The sequence below is a fragment of the Acinetobacter pengchengensis genome (assembly GCF_982235305.1).
The window spans coordinates 1,378,772-1,394,260 of sequence record NZ_CEVATJ010000001.1; the positions used below are offsets into that span (position 1 = coordinate 1,378,772).

10 protein-coding genes and 6 pseudogenes are annotated in these 15,489 nt (G+C 38.3%); 9 read left to right on the top strand and 7 right to left on the bottom strand.

What is annotated here, in order from left to right:
- Nucleotides 1–40: 40 nt before the first annotated feature.
- The 5 genes and pseudogenes from AC0T5Z_RS06770 to AC0T5Z_RS06790 all read right to left on the bottom strand — a co-directional run bounded on the left by AC0T5Z_RS06770 (nucleotide 41) and on the right by AC0T5Z_RS06790 (nucleotide 5,563).
- Nucleotides 41–1,236, bottom strand: a pseudogene (locus AC0T5Z_RS06770) (MFS transporter).
- 292 nt (nucleotides 1,237–1,528) lie between these two features.
- Nucleotides 1,529–1,903, bottom strand: a complete 375-nt coding sequence (gene gcvH, locus AC0T5Z_RS06775; RefSeq protein ID WP_070155698.1) for a glycine cleavage system protein GcvH — start codon at nucleotides 1,901–1,903, stop codon at nucleotides 1,529–1,531.
- A gap of 71 nt (nucleotides 1,904–1,974) precedes the next feature.
- A complete protein-coding gene (locus AC0T5Z_RS06780) occupies nucleotides 1,975–3,003 on the bottom strand; it encodes a helix-turn-helix transcriptional regulator (RefSeq protein ID WP_435337207.1) in 1,029 nt (342 codons plus the stop codon).
- Nucleotides 3,004–3,225: 222 nt separating this feature from the next.
- A complete protein-coding gene (locus AC0T5Z_RS06785) occupies nucleotides 3,226–5,085 on the bottom strand; it encodes an ABC transporter ATP-binding protein (RefSeq protein ID WP_291334821.1) in 1,860 nt (619 codons plus the stop codon).
- Nucleotides 5,086–5,326: 241 nt separating this feature from the next.
- On the bottom strand, nucleotides 5,327–5,563 hold the full coding sequence (locus tag AC0T5Z_RS06790) for a VF530 family protein (protein ID WP_435337208.1): 237 nt from the start codon (nucleotides 5,561–5,563) through the stop codon (nucleotides 5,327–5,329).
- A gap of 414 nt (nucleotides 5,564–5,977) precedes the next feature.
- On the opposite strand from AC0T5Z_RS06790, the pseudogene AC0T5Z_RS06795 reads away from it, so the two are divergent.
- The 8 genes and pseudogenes from AC0T5Z_RS06795 to AC0T5Z_RS06830 form a co-directional block, all read left to right on the top strand.
- Nucleotides 5,978–6,175: pseudogene (locus AC0T5Z_RS06795) on the top strand (PTS sugar transporter subunit IIA); the annotation flags it as partial.
- 41 nt (nucleotides 6,176–6,216) lie between these two features.
- Nucleotides 6,217–7,188: pseudogene (locus tag AC0T5Z_RS06800) on the top strand (IS481 family transposase).
- Between the two features lie 10 nt (nucleotides 7,189–7,198).
- A pseudogene (locus AC0T5Z_RS06805) lies at nucleotides 7,199–7,729 on the top strand (heavy metal resistance protein CzcA); the annotation flags it as partial.
- Nucleotides 7,730–7,784: 55 nt separating this feature from the next.
- Nucleotides 7,785–8,717, top strand: coding sequence for an IS5 family transposase (locus AC0T5Z_RS06810; RefSeq protein WP_473786272.1), 933 nt, complete (start codon nucleotides 7,785–7,787; stop codon nucleotides 8,715–8,717).
- A gap of 53 nt (nucleotides 8,718–8,770) precedes the next feature.
- Nucleotides 8,771–9,544 (top strand): annotated as a pseudogene (locus AC0T5Z_RS06815) (phage/plasmid replication protein, II/X family); the annotation flags it as partial.
- A 2-nt stretch (nucleotides 9,545–9,546) separates the two neighbouring features.
- Nucleotides 9,547–9,864, top strand: a complete 318-nt coding sequence (locus AC0T5Z_RS06820) for a hypothetical protein (RefSeq protein WP_435337513.1) — start codon at nucleotides 9,547–9,549, stop codon at nucleotides 9,862–9,864.
- A 507-nt stretch (nucleotides 9,865–10,371) separates the two neighbouring features.
- A complete protein-coding gene (locus AC0T5Z_RS06825; RefSeq protein ID WP_291334889.1) occupies nucleotides 10,372–10,713 on the top strand; it encodes a hypothetical protein in 342 nt (113 codons plus the stop codon).
- Between the two features lie 305 nt (nucleotides 10,714–11,018).
- Nucleotides 11,019–11,841 (top strand): IS5 family transposase gene (locus AC0T5Z_RS06830; protein ID WP_156189619.1). Its coding sequence is split into 2 segments (ribosomal slippage): nucleotides 11,019–11,399 and nucleotides 11,401–11,841, totalling 822 coding nucleotides; the frame shifts between segments, so codons are not numbered across the junction.
- On the opposite strand, the gene AC0T5Z_RS06835 is transcribed toward AC0T5Z_RS06830, so the two are convergent.
- Nucleotides 11,803–12,399: a DUF4172 domain-containing protein gene (locus tag AC0T5Z_RS06835; RefSeq protein WP_435337749.1), complete on the bottom strand. Its 597-nt coding sequence runs from the start codon at nucleotides 12,397–12,399 to the stop codon at nucleotides 11,803–11,805. The two genes, AC0T5Z_RS06830 and AC0T5Z_RS06835, sit on opposite strands and share 39 nt — an antisense overlap.
- 286 nt (nucleotides 12,400–12,685) lie before the next feature.
- On the opposite strand from AC0T5Z_RS06835, the pseudogene AC0T5Z_RS06840 reads away from it, so the two are divergent.
- Nucleotides 12,686–13,619, top strand: a pseudogene (locus AC0T5Z_RS06840) (IS5 family transposase).
- A 111-nt stretch (nucleotides 13,620–13,730) separates the two neighbouring features.
- Here the strand turns inward: AC0T5Z_RS06840 and AC0T5Z_RS06845 are convergent.
- Complete coding sequence (locus AC0T5Z_RS06845; RefSeq protein ID WP_435337825.1) at nucleotides 13,731–15,455, bottom strand: bifunctional protein-serine/threonine kinase/phosphatase; 1,725 nt, start codon at nucleotides 15,453–15,455, stop codon at nucleotides 13,731–13,733.
- Between the last annotated feature and the right edge of the window lie 34 nt (nucleotides 15,456–15,489).

Below are 15,489 nucleotides of genomic sequence, written 5' to 3' on the forward strand. Positions count from 1 at the left end.
ATTATTGAAAAATTTAATCTTCTTGAATCGGGTTTTAAATCTAAGCCTGAATGTCTGAATGGGTTTGTTTAGCCACGACAAATTTATAGAAAACTAAACTGATCAATGTCAAAACAGCACAGAGTAAATATGCCACTGTATAGTCATAACCTACAATGACATAACCTAAAACTAAAGCACCCATGGCAATTCCAATGTCATAACAGCAGAAATAAGTTGAAGTGGCGAGTCCAATGCGGTCTTTTGGTGAGCGTTGAATGGAAATGGTTTGTAAACATGGCTGTGCTGAGCCAAAACCTACACCAATCAATACTGCTGCAAACATGAAACCGATCACAGTTTGTACTTGGCTCAAGACAATTAACCCTAAAGCAAATAGCGCAATTGCAGGATAAATCACTACGCTCGGTCCACGACGATCATAAATTTTTCCTGTAATAGGGCGCAAACTCATCATAGAAATTGCAAATACCACAAAGAACAAACTGGCATAAGACAGCATGTGGCGTGATTCTGCAAAAGTAGAAATAAACGACATAATGCTGGCATACGCAAAAGACACCATCATCGCCATCATTGAAACTGGCAGAGCTTTTTTCTCTACAAAATCATGTAGTCCTAATTTACGTTTTGGTGTCGATTCAACTTTTACTTTATTAGCATTTGCCACAAGCGGAATCATCAAACAAAAAGCAAAACCCACCCAAACACTTAAAGACAATAAAGTTGAAATGGCTGAATAGGAAATGGTTTGAGTCAAACCTAAACCAATTAAAGGTCCCAATACAATCCCTAAATTTACCGACATCAAAAAATAGCCCATACCTTCACCTTTTCGACTGTCTGGAATAAAATTATTGGCAATAGGGACGGTAACTGTGGTGACAATGCTGAACCAAATCCCATGTAAAAAACGCAGTACAAGTAAAAACACTAAACTATCTACAAAAATGTATGCCACGCTACACAGACAAAACATGATTTCAGAAACATATAAGGTTTTCTTTACACCAAATTTTTCAATAATCAGCCCGCTAAATGGGCGAATCGCGATTGCAGATAACATAAACAAAGTCATGGCTAAACCTGCCTGGGACAGATTACCCCCAACTCATTTACAATATAAATAGGCAAAATTGTCGTTTGCGCAAAATAAAATATGAATAAGAACAAGTTATTAAATAAGCAGAAAATAAATGACTTATTCCATAAATGTTCAGCATTTATAGCGGGCATAAGTTAGACCTATATATGGTGAGTGAAGCAGCGTGCAATATGTACTTTGTTATACAGATGCTTTGTTATTGGAAATCATCACACCCCTAGATCATGCAAAAATAATAAATCCACTTATGTGAAAAGTGCAACATTTTAATAAAATTATAGTAAAAATAAAATTTTATTGCTCTTTTTTTATTATTTTTATCAAATAAAGATAATTTAATTTATTTTACAAATTAGAATACAAAAAAATCAGCCGAAGCTGATTTCTTTGAATTTGAGCGATTAAACGCTGCAAATTTTAGGCTTATAAGCCAGATTCATATTCCGCACTCGATAAAAGTTGTTCTACATCTGCCATATTGTCTGGTTTGATTTTATAAATCCAGCCTTTGCCATACGGTTCATCATTTACAAAGTCAGGGTCATCATCTAAATTACTATTCACTTCAACGACTTCACCTGAAACAGGTGCGTGAATATCTGAAGCTGTTTTAACAGACTCAACGACACCTGCTTGCTCACCGGCAATTACTTTTTGACCAACTTCAGGCGCTTCTACATAGACCAAATCGCCTAAAGCATCTTGTGCATGGTCTGAAATACCCGTGACGACCAAATCACCTTCAATACGCACCCATTCATGTGTTCTTGCATATTTTAATTCCGCTGGGTGATTCATTTGATAACTCCTTAAATTGTGTCGAATCTTTTTGCCATGTTTTATACATGCTTTTTGCCAAAAACAAAAGTTTATAAATACGGATCTTTACGCCAATTGCTCGGACTGCGTCCACTCCAGCGTTTAAAAGCACGACTAAAATTAGCCACATCGCTATAACCCAATTCATCGGCAATTTGTTCAAGCGTGAAGTCCGTACGGGAAAGCAGGGAAGTTGCATGCCGATAACGGACTTCATCAACCAAGTTTGAAAATGAAGTACCTTCAGCAGCCAGGTGGCGTTTAAGTGTGCGGTCTGACATGTGTAGATGATTGGCAACATTTTCAATGCTTAAATAATGCTGTTCTGCGTGGGTTAAAATATCACGCACCCGCATAGAAATGCGACGACGTTCACCTAGAGCCGAAAGTTCAGCTTCACATCGATTAATTGCAATTTGACTGGCAATAGGATCGGCATTAATCATTTTTAAGCCTAGATATTGCTTGTCAAAACTTAAACCTAAATAAGGCTGATCAAAACGAAATTGATGATAAGGAAATTTAGTAAAATATTGATCAAAACCTGCAGGTTTAGGAAAGTCAAAGTCGACTTCGCCGGTAAAGTGTTGGGTAGCTGTCATGGCTTTACTCATGGTAATCATGCCAATCATTAAAGCAATGGCGATTTCTGTGCGTAAAGGTTCCATGTGAATGTCGCACTGCAATTGCAGATTGGCTTTTTCACCAAAAGTCGAGAAAAACAACTGTAAAAAGGGCATCCGCAGTTGAATAAAACGATTGGCTAAAATCAGTGCATCACTAATTTCATGCGCAGTCATAATTGCATAGCCAATAAAGCCATGAATTGAAATACGCATTTGCGTACCAAGATGATAACCGAGCGTCGATTCGCCTGTGAGTTTTAAAGCGTGTTTGACCAATTCATTGGCAAGAGGCGTAGCAATCCGAAATTCTGGGTCTACCAACATTTCGCTATTGAGTTGAAATGGTGCAAATAAGGTATCTGCGTTATAGCCCCAACGGGATACAACATCTAAAACCAATAAGCCATAGACCCCTGGAACACCTTGTTCCTGACGTGCTGATATTGTTTTCATGCATGTTCCATTGCATTTGCTAATTTTATTTTACCTTAGCGACTGTCATCTATTTTTAACTTAGCTTGCCAAACAACTGCATAACAATGTAGATGACATATTGCATCTTGGCATGAAAATTAAAGAAATTCTATGAAAATTGTTAGACAAAACAGGCTTTGACTACATGCGATAAATCTGCATTTCATCAAAGCCTGAGTAACAGCAAGATTGCTGGATATCTTAATGTTTGTCTGTTGATGGTTTTACAATTTTATCTTGTTCAACTAAAAAACCACCTGTTTGACGCTGCCAAAGTTGTGCATAAATTCCGTTCATAGCAACTAGTTCATCATGCGTACCTTGTTCTGCAATTCGTCCTTGATCGAGCACAATTAAACGATCCATTTGTGCAATGGTGGATAATCGATGTGCAATCGCGATTACAGTTTTACCTTGCATCAGTTCATCGAGGCTCGATTGAATTGCCGCTTCAACTTCAGAGTCAAGCGCGCTGGTGGCTTCATCTAAAATTAAAATAGGTGCATCTTTTAAGAAAACACGGGCAATGGCAATACGTTGACGTTGTCCACCTGAAAGTTTAACACCACGTTCGCCCACGTAGGCTTCATAGCCTTTTTTGCCACGTAAATCGGTCAATTCCGGAATAAATTCTTCGGCTTTGGCTTTGCGTACTGCTTCAAACATTTCTGCATCTGTGGCGTCAGGTCGCCCATATTTAATATTTTCAGCCACAGTTCGATGTAATAGCGAAGTATCTTGAGTCACAAGTGCAATGTTTTTACGCAAACTGTCTTGGGTCACATCTTCAATATTTTGCCCATCAATCATTATTGAGCCATGTTTTAGCTCATAAAAGTGTAAAAGCAATTGAATTAAGGTCGATTTACCTGCACCTGAACGTCCCACAATACCAATTTTTTCGCCTGCACCAATATGCAGATTAAACTGGTCAATCACGTTTTTACTGTTATAAGCAAAACTTACATCTTTAAACTGAATTTCGCCTTGAGCAACTTGTAATGGCTTCGCATCGGCTTTGTCTTTAATCGCAATTGGACGTCCAAGTGTTTTCATACCATCTTGAATGGTGCCGACATTTTCAAACAGGGCAGAGGTCTGCCACATCATAAACTCGGCAATACTGTTCAGTTTAAGAATCATGGCTGTAGTGGCAGCAATAATCCCCAATTCTGCGCGACCATTGAGCCAGAGCCAAATTGCAGTGCCTAAAACGCCCACATACAACACCACGCTCAGTAAATTGATGCTGATTTCATATTGAGCGCCCAAACGCATTTGTTTATAAACCGTCACCATAAATTCTTGCATCGACGCTTTGGCGTATTGGCTTTCACGACCTGCATGCGCAAATAATTTTACGGTTTGAATATTGGTATAAGCATCGGTCACGCGTCCTGTCATCACTGCACGTGCATCGGCTTGTTGATTGGATACTTTGCTCAAACGTGGAATAAAATAAGCTGCGGCAAGAATAAATAAAGCCAACCATAGCAATAACGGCAAAATAAGCATTGGAGAAATTGCGCCCAATACCAGACTAATTGTAATAAAGTAAATGAATACATAGGCAAGCATATCGCCCAAAATGACCCAAAACTCACGTACGGCTAAAGCAGTTTGCATGACTTTGGCAGACAGTCGTCCTGCAAAATCATTATGGAAAAAATCCAGACTTTGTTGCAGCATTAAATTATGGAAACGCCAACGCAAACGCATTGGGAAACCACTGTATAACATTTGATGCTTCACAATCGACTGCGCACTGGCAAAAAAGATATTGGCCAATAAAATACAAAACAGCAAAGTGAGGTTCTGTTGATGTTGTGCAAGGAAAGTATCTGGCTCACTTTGACTAAGCCATGTGACTAAATCGCCAATTTTTGCATATAACAAAGCTTCAAAGCTGGCAGCGCCTGCAGTACATAAAACCAATAACAATAAATATGGCCGCACACCTGATGCTGCTTGCCAAACAAAGGCAAAAAAAGTGGTTGGCAAGGGTTCGGTCAAACCTTTATTTGGATAAGGATCTATAAGTTTCTCGAACCACTTGAGCATACAATGTTACCTTGATGACTAAACTTAAATTTAACGACAGATAAATTTTAAAACAGTAAAAACAATTACTTGAGATGAAATTAAGATCATTCCTGTGAATTTTCTTAACTAATAACGATCCAACTTGCAGCGCTAGTTTACGCGATAACACAGCAAATGTTGAACGAAGAAATATAGATGGTTAATTTGCATACAAACCCAAGTCACAGATTCACTTTTATCTATAGAGTGTTGCCTGAGGCTACGGTTTCTGTTTTGCCTTTTGGCGTAAGACGTATAAATATAAGCTTTCTACTTTTTCTCGTGCCCATGGTGTGGTACGCAAGAATCGCAATGATGATTTAACACTTGAGTCTATACAAAAACATCTAATTTCAATTTTGCGACTTAAGCCTTCATAGCCACCGTAGTAATCCAATAATTCATCCAAAATGTCAGCAAGTTTTTTGCCGTGTAAAGGGTCATAGGAGGTATTCATAATAGATCAATCGTATTTTGGGTGGTCATTATTATAACCTAGGCTAGTTGGAAAACTAGAGAGTTGGAATGTAGTTAATGATGGACTGAATCGTACCGGGTTTGTCGGAGACAAAACTTTCTGAGATGAGAAGCATTGCTTCGCAAGACGTAGCGAAGCGTAGTGATCCGATGAAAAAAGTAAAATATACCCCCTGAAATCAGAGAAAGAGCGGTTCAATTAGAACTAAACCCAACTATCGCAACACTGAGCTCTGGAGAATCTCGTCGTTTCTTAATTGCGTCGTAATGATGATCATCAAGATAAAATCAAAAAATACAGATTTTTGTGTAAATCCTGAGTAGAATTCGACTTACTTTTTTCTGCAGTAAAAAAGGCATGGCTTCTCACTATGCTGCTTTGCAAGGACGCTTTATGCTCGCGCTAGATATACAACATGTTCGAATGAAACAACACGCCACTGATAAAGCACAAGCGTTGCAATGTCTAGTCGATATCTTGGTCGAAGACCAGTTGGTTACCCCTGATTATATTCATGGGTTGACTGGGCGCGAACAACAAAGTGCAACGTATTTAGGGCAAGGAATTGCCATTCCGCATGGGACGCCTCAGTTGTGTGATTCATAGACATCATTTCAATATAATGGGTGTCTATGAACAGAGAAATTCAACAAAGACTCGTATGAGTTAAATTATTTGAAGAGACTAATGATGCTGGCCTAGTTTGTCGGAGATGTGGCATTTCTAGACCAACGTTACGCAAGTGGTGGAAACGATATTCTGAGCAAGGTATTGATGGATTAAGTAGCCAGAGTAGACGTCCCTTAAAATCGCCAAATACTAAAATCAATGCTGAGCTAGAAGCCTTAATATTTGAAATGCGCTCAGCTAGAAATTTTGGTGCTCGACGTTTGCAAACAGAATTGATGAGGCTGCACGGAGTCTCGTTGTCCTTAGCGACTATCCATAAAGTACTATCCACCCATCAAGTCAAACCGATTAAAAAATTCCGTCGTAAAGTAGATTTCATTCGTTATGAACGCCCATTACCAGGCGATAGAATTCAAATGGATACCTGTAAATTGGGTCCTGGGCTATATCAGTACACATCTATCGATGACTGCACACGATATCGCGTTTTAAGGATATATAAACGCCGAACAGCAGCGAATACGCTCGACTTTTTAGACTGCGTAATTGAAGAAATGCCTTTTCCCATACAGCGAATACAGACCGATCGTGGGCGGGAATTTTTTGCTGAAAAAGTACAGAAAAAATTGATGCAGCATGGAATCAAATTTAGGCCAAATAAACCAGGTTCACCTCATTTGAATGGCAAGGTAGAGCGTTCTCAAAAGACTGATAAATCTGAGTTCTACGCTACTGTCGATATTAATTCTGAAGATATCCAAGACAAGCTAGCCGAATGGCAGTATTACTATAACTGGATGAGACCACATTCAGCTTTGAAAGGTAAAACACCGATGGAAAGGTACTTTGAATTATGTGAAGAAACCCCTTTCTCTGATGAGGTCCAGAAGCAATACAACCCATCCAATGAACGGATTCAACACGCCAATTACAAGATGGATTTAGAGATCGCTAAATTGAAACGATCTCTATGAATCACACAACTTAGTTAATGATGATATTCGACTCGATTTGAAATCAAATCCACATATTCAGATTCTCGCGAGCCATCTACCATGTTATGTGGATATTCAACAGAACACGGTGGGCCAGTTATATGGTGAATATACGGCAAATCTTCTGTACCATTTTTTACAGATGCCTGATCTTCCATCTATGCTCTTGCCAGAGTTTGAGAAACTGACTCATCAATATTCAGATGTGAAAAATCTGCCTCAGCCCGAGTCTATTCAGCATATTGATGTCCTTGAGGGAAGTCCCCAGCCAATTTTACGCTTCGGTGTTTTAGATAAATTTGATTGGAAATGGGAAGAGTCTGTTTGTGCCGAAATTGAACTCTCCTATGTAGGCGGACGAATAAAAGCAGGTACATCAGGTGACAGTTTTATTGGTGAGCAGCATGGCAAAATGGTGCGACAGCTTCGGGACTTAGTTCAGGAACAACAGTCAATTCATCGTTTACAGCTATTGGTCGAATCACTGAAGTGGGTGAAAGATCTTAGTTATGACCAGCAATGGCTTTGTTGCACAAACCTATCTGTAAAGGCTTTTTCAGCGATATAATTTTCAAATGAAGAAGCCTACACACAAAATCTACCGCACAACCAATTGGCCCGCATATAACCGAGCACTCATGAGTCGCGGAAATATTGTCATTTGGTTTGATCCTGCTACGCAATGGTATGCTCCATCAAAAGGCAAACAAGGGCGAAATCAAACCTACTCCGACGCAGCTATCCAATGCTGCTTAATGATTAAATCCTTATTCCGTCTATCTTTACGTATGGTCACTGGCTTTGTGCAAAGTCTGATTAAACTTTGCGGATTAAATTGGATAGCTCCAGATTACACCACGCTTTGTAGAAGACAAAAGCATATTGATATTGTAATCAGCTACCAAAAAAGTAGCGATGGGCTGCATCTACTCATAGACTCTACAGGCATGAAGTTTCTAGGTGAGGGCGAATGGAAACGCAAGAAACATGGACCTGAATATCGTCGCCAATGGCGTAAACTTCATATTGGTATAGATGCTAAAACCCTACAAATACGAGCAGTTCAGCTTACAACCAATAATGTCAGTGATTCACAGGTGCTTGGTGATTTACTTAATCAGATTCCACAAGATGAGCGGATTGACTCTGTTTATACTGATGGAGCTTATGACACCAAGCAATGCCGCCAGGTCATTGCAGATCGGCAAGCGCATGCGGTGATTCCACCTAGAAAAAATGCGAAACCATGGAAAGATACAAAGAGTAGCTCGCTAGAGCGAAATGAATTACTTCGAACAATTAAACGTTTAGGCAGGACACTATGGAAAAAATGGTCAGGCTATCATCGGCGAAGTTTGGTTGAAACTAAGATGCATTGCATCAAATTATTAGGAGATAAACTCTGTGCAAGGAGTTTTGATAGCCAAGTGAATGAGATCCATGCACGTGTAGCAGTCCTCAACAGATTTACGGAATTAGGTCGACCACTTACCCAAGTTACGCCTTAAATTTGGCTCAATTAGGGGCGCTTTGCATTTCAAATCTTTGTGCAACAAAGCCTGACCAAGTTATTAAAGTTCTCGACTTTCTCCGCAAGGTTTCCAGTGGTTCACTTCGTAAATCCAAACTCGTTTACGGTTCTACTGTTTATTGGGGTTCTCCAAATTCAAAACGTTTAGCTCGAAAAGCATATTGCAAAGCAATAGAGTTCATGCGCCAGCTAGCAAAATTAAAAAAACAAGCGGCTAAAGGTGAAGCCTTTGCATCACGCGTCATCAAGATCATGGATGACCCTAAATTAATTCAATTTATGACTGGGCTTTTACGTCTTGAAACACGTTTTAAACCAGTTTGGCTTACCGAACACAATATTCCTTTAAATGTATTTGAGTTAATCAAATACCAACATGCACATCCGAATTTTTTAACTGAAATATGGCAACTCGCTAATAAGCCACTATTTGAAGCTTTGGAGGGTCACACAATGAAAGCCCTAGATCATGATACTGTATTTGCAAAAATCTGTTCTCAATTTGACACATTCACAAAGTCTGGTCGTTTATCTCAAACCAAGTCACGCAATATTTTCAACTTTTTCTGTGCGTTAGAAATGCACGGTGCGGATGTTCTTAAAAAGAAATATTCAGAAAGTCAATACTATTCATATATCAAAGATTTGCGCTCATGCTGATTCTCTAAAGCATATCTTCAAAACCTTGATTCTGAATCAAAAAACAACGTCATCCCATTTATTCAACTCGTAAAAATCGACTTCCAAAATCAAGTACCTGATTGGTATGTCGAGCCAATTTCACGTTTCGCTAAGGCAGGTTAATTATGCAACTTTCACTTACTGGAAAATTAGAAAACATATCTCTTTATGAAGATAAAGAGAAAAACGTTAATTATCACAGTCTTGTTTTTACAAAAAATGTTTGGTCAAACAAATTGAATCGTGACACAGAAGAAGTCGTTTCTGTATCAATTCCTCAAAAGCTGAATTGGACTGTTCCAGAGTTTAAAAAAGTTGTTGGTAAAACCATTTCATTCAATGTAACTGAACGTACTTTTAATAAAAATATTGCTGGTCAAACTGTACAGACGTTTGCAGGTTTTGCGCTTGCTGATGATGGTAAGTTTGTTATTCAAGATTAAAACCTTTATAAAACAAAGTCTTATACCATACAATTGCGTATAATGTATATTATGTTAAATGCCATATCCAAGACTGTGACCAACACATAACGCCCACTGGTGTCACAGCTTTGCATTGTAAATCACCTATGAAATTATGATTCACAATGCAAAGTATGACAAATAACATAATATACGTTATGCACAATCCTGCGCTATCTCATGCGCTCTATGTGATGATCAAACTTAATAAAGAATTGCTTTAGCCGATCTATTTCGGCATCTCTATCAAAGCCCGATTCTTGAAGCATTAACAAGTAGCTCTCCAGTAGCTCCCGAACATACAAATAATCATCTTTGGTTAAAACTCCCTTTTTTCTGTCATAACTCAAAGTTGCATACTGGTGTCTGTTTCTATAATTCTTTACTGGCATCTTATTTACGCCTATAAATGCTCAATTTTAGACTTAACAGACTTCGCTAGTTAAGGCTAAAATTCGAGCTCAATATTTGTTATGGGTACATACAATGGAACTGGTTATATTCTTAGTCCTAGTGGTTAGCCTTGCTACAGCATTTTATGCAATCATCAAGATCGAAAAGACACAAAAGCAAGGCTCTAACAGCAAATTACCACTTAAAGAACTTGTGAAAAAAACCTTTCCAAAGTACAAAATTATTGAAAAACATCAAACAGTTATGATCTGTGAAATTAATCATCGGAATGAACCCGAAGAATTAGTATTTATCAGAATCACACCTAATCAGCAAAAATCAATTAAAAAATCAGGTCGTATGCTCATTGCTGACTACCCTTACATACCAACAGCCAAACAGTTAAAACTAGACTTTGGGCAGCATTTAAATTAAGCCCTCTATCTGCGCTTGTTCCAATTTCGCAGCTTGTTGAATATCAGGTTCACTAGGTTGCGTATAACTTGGCGTATTAGGTAATTGAGCATTTTGCACCTGTTGAGGCTGTTTGAAATAGTCGAAAGGTCTATCACCATGTTCGACAACACGCTGACAATCAGATACAAGTATCCAAGTTAAAGAAATAAATGAGCCTAAAAAGAGTTATGGAATGAGATTTCGCAGATAACAATGTAAATTACATTTATTAAAGGAAATATTAGACCTCTTGCGAAAGTAAAAACTGCCTCAATATAGATTCCATGAAATATCAGAAATTAAACCGTTTTTCAGATTCTGAATTCAAGCGCTTGGTTGGCGTACCTCGACCAGTTTTTAGTGAAATGGTCGAAGTTTTAAAAGAAGCAGAATCACTTAAAAAGAAATCTGGGCGTCCTCATACTTTAGCTATAGAGGATCAATTATTATTAACACTCAATTACTTACGGAATTACAGCACTCAATTGGAATTGGCTGCAAATTACCATATCGCTGAAAGTAATGTGAATCGAACCATTAAAAAGGTTGAAGATGCATTAATGAAATCAAGGCGTTTTACCCTGCCAAAACGAAGCATTACCACAGCAGACGAACAATTTAACTGGGTAATTATTGATGCGACAGAATGTTCAATAGAACGCCCGAAAAAAAAATCAGAGTAAGTTCTACAGTGGTAAAAAGAAGAAACATACGTTAAAAGCCCAAGTAATCTATCATCCGAAGAGCAAACAAATCATAGGAGTAGATATATCGTCTGGCAGTCAGCATGATATTAAATTGGCAAGAAAAACAGTTAAGAAATTCAAACATTGTGACTATGTTATGACCGATTTAGGGTACTATGGGTTAGAGCAAGATGGCTTTAAATTATTGATGCCAATAAAGAAAAAGAAGAATTTCCCCTTATTTGATGCTGAGAAAAATTACAATAAAATGATTGGAAAAATACGAGTTGTAATCGAACATATTAATAATCAATTGAAAAGATTTAGAATACTAAGTGAACGCTATCGAAATAGACGAAAAAGATTCGGTTTACGCATTAACTTAATCGCTGCACTGGTAAACCGGATGAACTTGCAATAACGACTTTCGCAAGAGGTCTATTAGTCCCTGTAAATGCTCTCCACCCTCAGGTGCTTCAAAGTAAACCTTGGTAGTAGTGCCATAAAGAGAACCACCAACAACCTGCATTGGTGCCTCGTTATCACGAATTTCTCCTACTTTGATTTTTTGCGCAGCATAATCAAAGCGTTCTATAGTTTGAAAAAGCCAGTTATGCCATTGTAATAAGCGCTCCATTGTTAATGGCGCATTATGATTGCTCACTGCATCCATCATGATATTGGCTAAACCTTCATTTTTATCTTGAATGGGTGCAGGATTTTCTTCTGTTACCCCTAAACGCCGAGCTAATGAGGATTTAAGTGAACGAACATTCAACTTCTCATCTTCAATGAGTGAGGATGCGACTAGATTTGTGAGCAGTGTATCTAATGGTAATGCCTCAGCTTCTGGTGATACTTTGCTCTCTCCGACTAATTGACCTATCTTCTTAAGAATTAAACGTAATTTTACTGTGACAAGTGCTTCATCCCATTTAAATTTAGTCCAGTTTGCTTTTTGCCATACCCATTTTTTCATAAGCATTCCCCCCTACTGCATGAGTCTATTGTAACACCTATTCGGCTCATTTAGTGAGGAGCTATTAATTCAATTATTCAGCTCATTTATGACTATTGACCTAATAAAACCTAGATTGTGAGCCGAATAATTGGCTTAAACAGCTCATATAATGAGCCAAATATACAGGTTATTCGGCTCATTTACTTCTTTTAGCCATTAGGTTGGCTCTGTTAATTTTTTAATGCGATCAGGCTTTGTTGCACAAACCTATGTGTAAAGGCTTTTTCAGCGATATAATTTTCAAATGAAGAAGCCTACACCTAAAATCTATCGTACAACCAATTGGTCCTCGTATAACCAAGCTTTAATCAAGCGAGGAAATATTGCCATTTGGTTTGATCCTGCTACGCAATGGTATGCGCCATCAAAAGACAAAATAAGGGCGAAATCAAACCTACTCCGATGCAGCCATCCAATGCTGCTTAATGATTAAATCCTTACTCCGTCTGTCTTTACGTATGGTCACTGGCTTTGAGCAAAGTCTGATTAAACTTTGCGGATTAAATTGGATAGCTCCAGATTACACCACGCTTTGTAGAAGACAAAAGCATATTGATATTGTAATCAGCTACCAAAAAAGTAGCGATGGGCTGCATCTACTCATAGACTCTACAGGCATGAAGTTTCTAGGTGAGGGCGAATGGAAACGCAAGAAACATGGACCTGAATATCGTCGCCAATGGCGTAAACTTCATATTGGTATAGATGCTAAAACCCTACAAATACGAGCAGTTCAGCTTACAACCAATAATGTCAGTGATTCACAGGTGCTTGGTGATTTACTTAATCAGATTCCACAAGATGAGCGGATTGACTCTGTTTATACCGATGGAGCTTATGACACCAAGCAATGCCGTCAGGTCATTGCAGATCGGCAAGCGCATGCGGTGATTCCACCTAGAAAAAATGCGAAACCATGGAAAGATACAAAGAGTAGCTCGCTAGAGCGAAATGAATTACTTCGAACAATTAAACGTTTAGGCAGGACATTATGGAAAAAATGGTCAGGCTATCATCGGCGAAGTTTGGTTGAAACTAAGATGCATTGCATCAAATTATTAGGAGATAAACTCAGTGCAAGGAGTTTTGATAGCCAAGTGAATGAAATCCATGCACGTGTAGCAGTCCTTAACAGATTTACGGAATTAGGTCGACCACTTACCCAAGTTACGCCTTAAATTTAGCTCAATTAGGGGCGCTTTGCATTTCAAATCTTTGTGCAACAAAGCTGTTTGAATAAAAACTTATCTATGTACCTTCAATTTTAAGCATGGTTTGATCCTATCTTTTCAAATAAATGGCCATGCAATACTCAGTAAAAATAATAGCCCTAATACGGCGCAACTCATTTGCCAAAAACGCAAAGGATCTCGTTCAATGATTGCTGGTGGTTTAGAGTTTAATAATTCTTTGGAAGGATGCATTAGATTATGAATGAGTTCAGATAAGGCCTCAAAACGATGTGTCGGTTCAATACTCAGCGCTTGGCCTAAAATTTTATCTAACCATATAGGTAAATCAGGCCGATATTTCCTGATGGAATAGTATTGAACTTTTTTAAGCTGCTTTAAACTGTTACAGCGAGCTAAATCTGTCCCATAAGGTAATTGTTTGGTCAGTAAATAATAGGCCATTACCGCCAAAGAAAATTGGTCTGAATGTACAGATGGCGAATGATCAATAAAATACTCCGGTGCCATAAATGCTAAGGTTCCGAGTGGTCGATTCGCATTTTTAGGATTAATTTCGACCAGGCCTCTTACTGCTGTTGAACCATAATCAATCAGTTTAATTTTCATGGCACTTTCTGTATTTAAAACAATGATGTTATTTGGCCGTATATCCTGATGCAGCATCTCCAGCCGGTGCATTGCATTTAAAGCCAAAGCTGTTTGTTGCAAAATTGGTAAAATCTCATCGAGATTTAAAGGCTTTTCCTGGCGATGCAGCCATTGAGCCAAAGTTTCACCCTGTAAATATTCATAACATTGGAATAAATACTTTTTCTCAGTGTTATGTGGATAACACTGCATCAGGTTATCATGCTTCAGACGTTTTGATACCCAATCTTCGAGTTGAAATTGCTCTACGGCATACTTATCTTGCTGTAAATCTACCCCCAAAGTTTTTATAACCAAAGGCTGCTGCTGAGTATCGTGTGCCAAATAGAGGCAACTGCGATGATTTTGGTGCAAAATCTTATCAATCACATAGCCTTCAAAAATTTCACCTTTACTGAGCTGTTGTGGAAATACATAATCCTGCTGAATATGAAACTGATTCAGTTCAGGCAACTGTTCTACAAGGATCACCTGGAAACTTAAGTTATCATCACTGCCCTGTTCTAAAGCTTTTTCAACTAATTCTTTGGCAAGTTGATTTAAATCTGCATCTATTAAAGTTAAATCTAATAATTGTTGATCTGTGACAAATTCATAGACCCCATCGGTCATTAGTAAAAAAATATCTTTTTCTTTGAGTTCAATATTTCGATAATCAATTTCAATACGATAATCCGCACCTAAGGCTCGACTAAGATAATGCTCTTTGGAAGACAACCAGACACGATGATCATGGGTTAGTAATTCAATTTCATGATCGCGAATGCGGTAAATACGACTATCACCAACATGAAAAACATGGGCTTGTTGCTGTTTTAAAATCAGTGCAGATAAGGTACAGACATACCCTCGGTCTTTATCAAAACGTCCTTGACTTTGTTGAGTCTGTGCATAAAGCCATGAATTGGTCGCGCGAATCACCCGTGCTGCTGAAGTCTGTGTACTCCAGGCATCTGAAGTAGAATAATAGTCAGATAAAAAACTACCAACGGCTGTTTCTGCTGCAAGATGACTGACATTACTGCTACCGATTCCATCCGCTATAACACATGCAATACCTTTCTGTTTCAGCACATGTCCTTCGGGCAGATATACTCCATGGAAATCCTGGTTCTGTTGTTTAACTCCGGCAGTAGAATATTGCCCAATACTGACTTTTAATGTTTTTTTCATGCTGAAAGCTCAAAAAGGGATCTATATGATCCCT

Excerpts from the sequence above, each read along its gene's own strand:
- gcvH (WP_070155698.1), bottom strand. The coding sequence starts at position 1,903 with ATGAATCACCCAGCGGAATTAAAATATGCAAGAACACATGAATGGGTG.
- AC0T5Z_RS06780 (WP_435337207.1), bottom strand. The coding sequence starts at position 3,003 with ATGAAAACAATATCAGCACGTCAGGAACAAGGTGTTCCAGGGGTCTAT.
- AC0T5Z_RS06785 (WP_291334821.1), bottom strand. The coding sequence starts at position 5,085 with ATGCTCAAGTGGTTCGAGAAACTTATAGATCCTTATCCAAATAAAGGT.
- AC0T5Z_RS06790 (WP_435337208.1), bottom strand. The coding sequence starts at position 5,563 with ATGAATACCTCCTATGACCCTTTACACGGCAAAAAACTTGCTGACATT.
- AC0T5Z_RS06810 (WP_473786272.1), top strand. The coding sequence starts at position 7,785 with ATGAAGAAGCCTACACACAAAATCTACCGCACAACCAATTGGCCCGCA.
- AC0T5Z_RS06820 (WP_435337513.1), top strand. The coding sequence starts at position 9,547 with ATGCAACTTTCACTTACTGGAAAATTAGAAAACATATCTCTTTATGAA.
- AC0T5Z_RS06825 (WP_291334889.1), top strand. The coding sequence starts at position 10,372 with ATGGAACTGGTTATATTCTTAGTCCTAGTGGTTAGCCTTGCTACAGCA.
- AC0T5Z_RS06835 (WP_435337749.1), bottom strand. The coding sequence starts at position 12,399 with ATGAAAAAATGGGTATGGCAAAAAGCAAACTGGACTAAATTTAAATGG.
- AC0T5Z_RS06845 (WP_435337825.1), bottom strand. The coding sequence starts at position 15,455 with ATGAAAAAAACATTAAAAGTCAGTATTGGGCAATATTCTACTGCCGGA.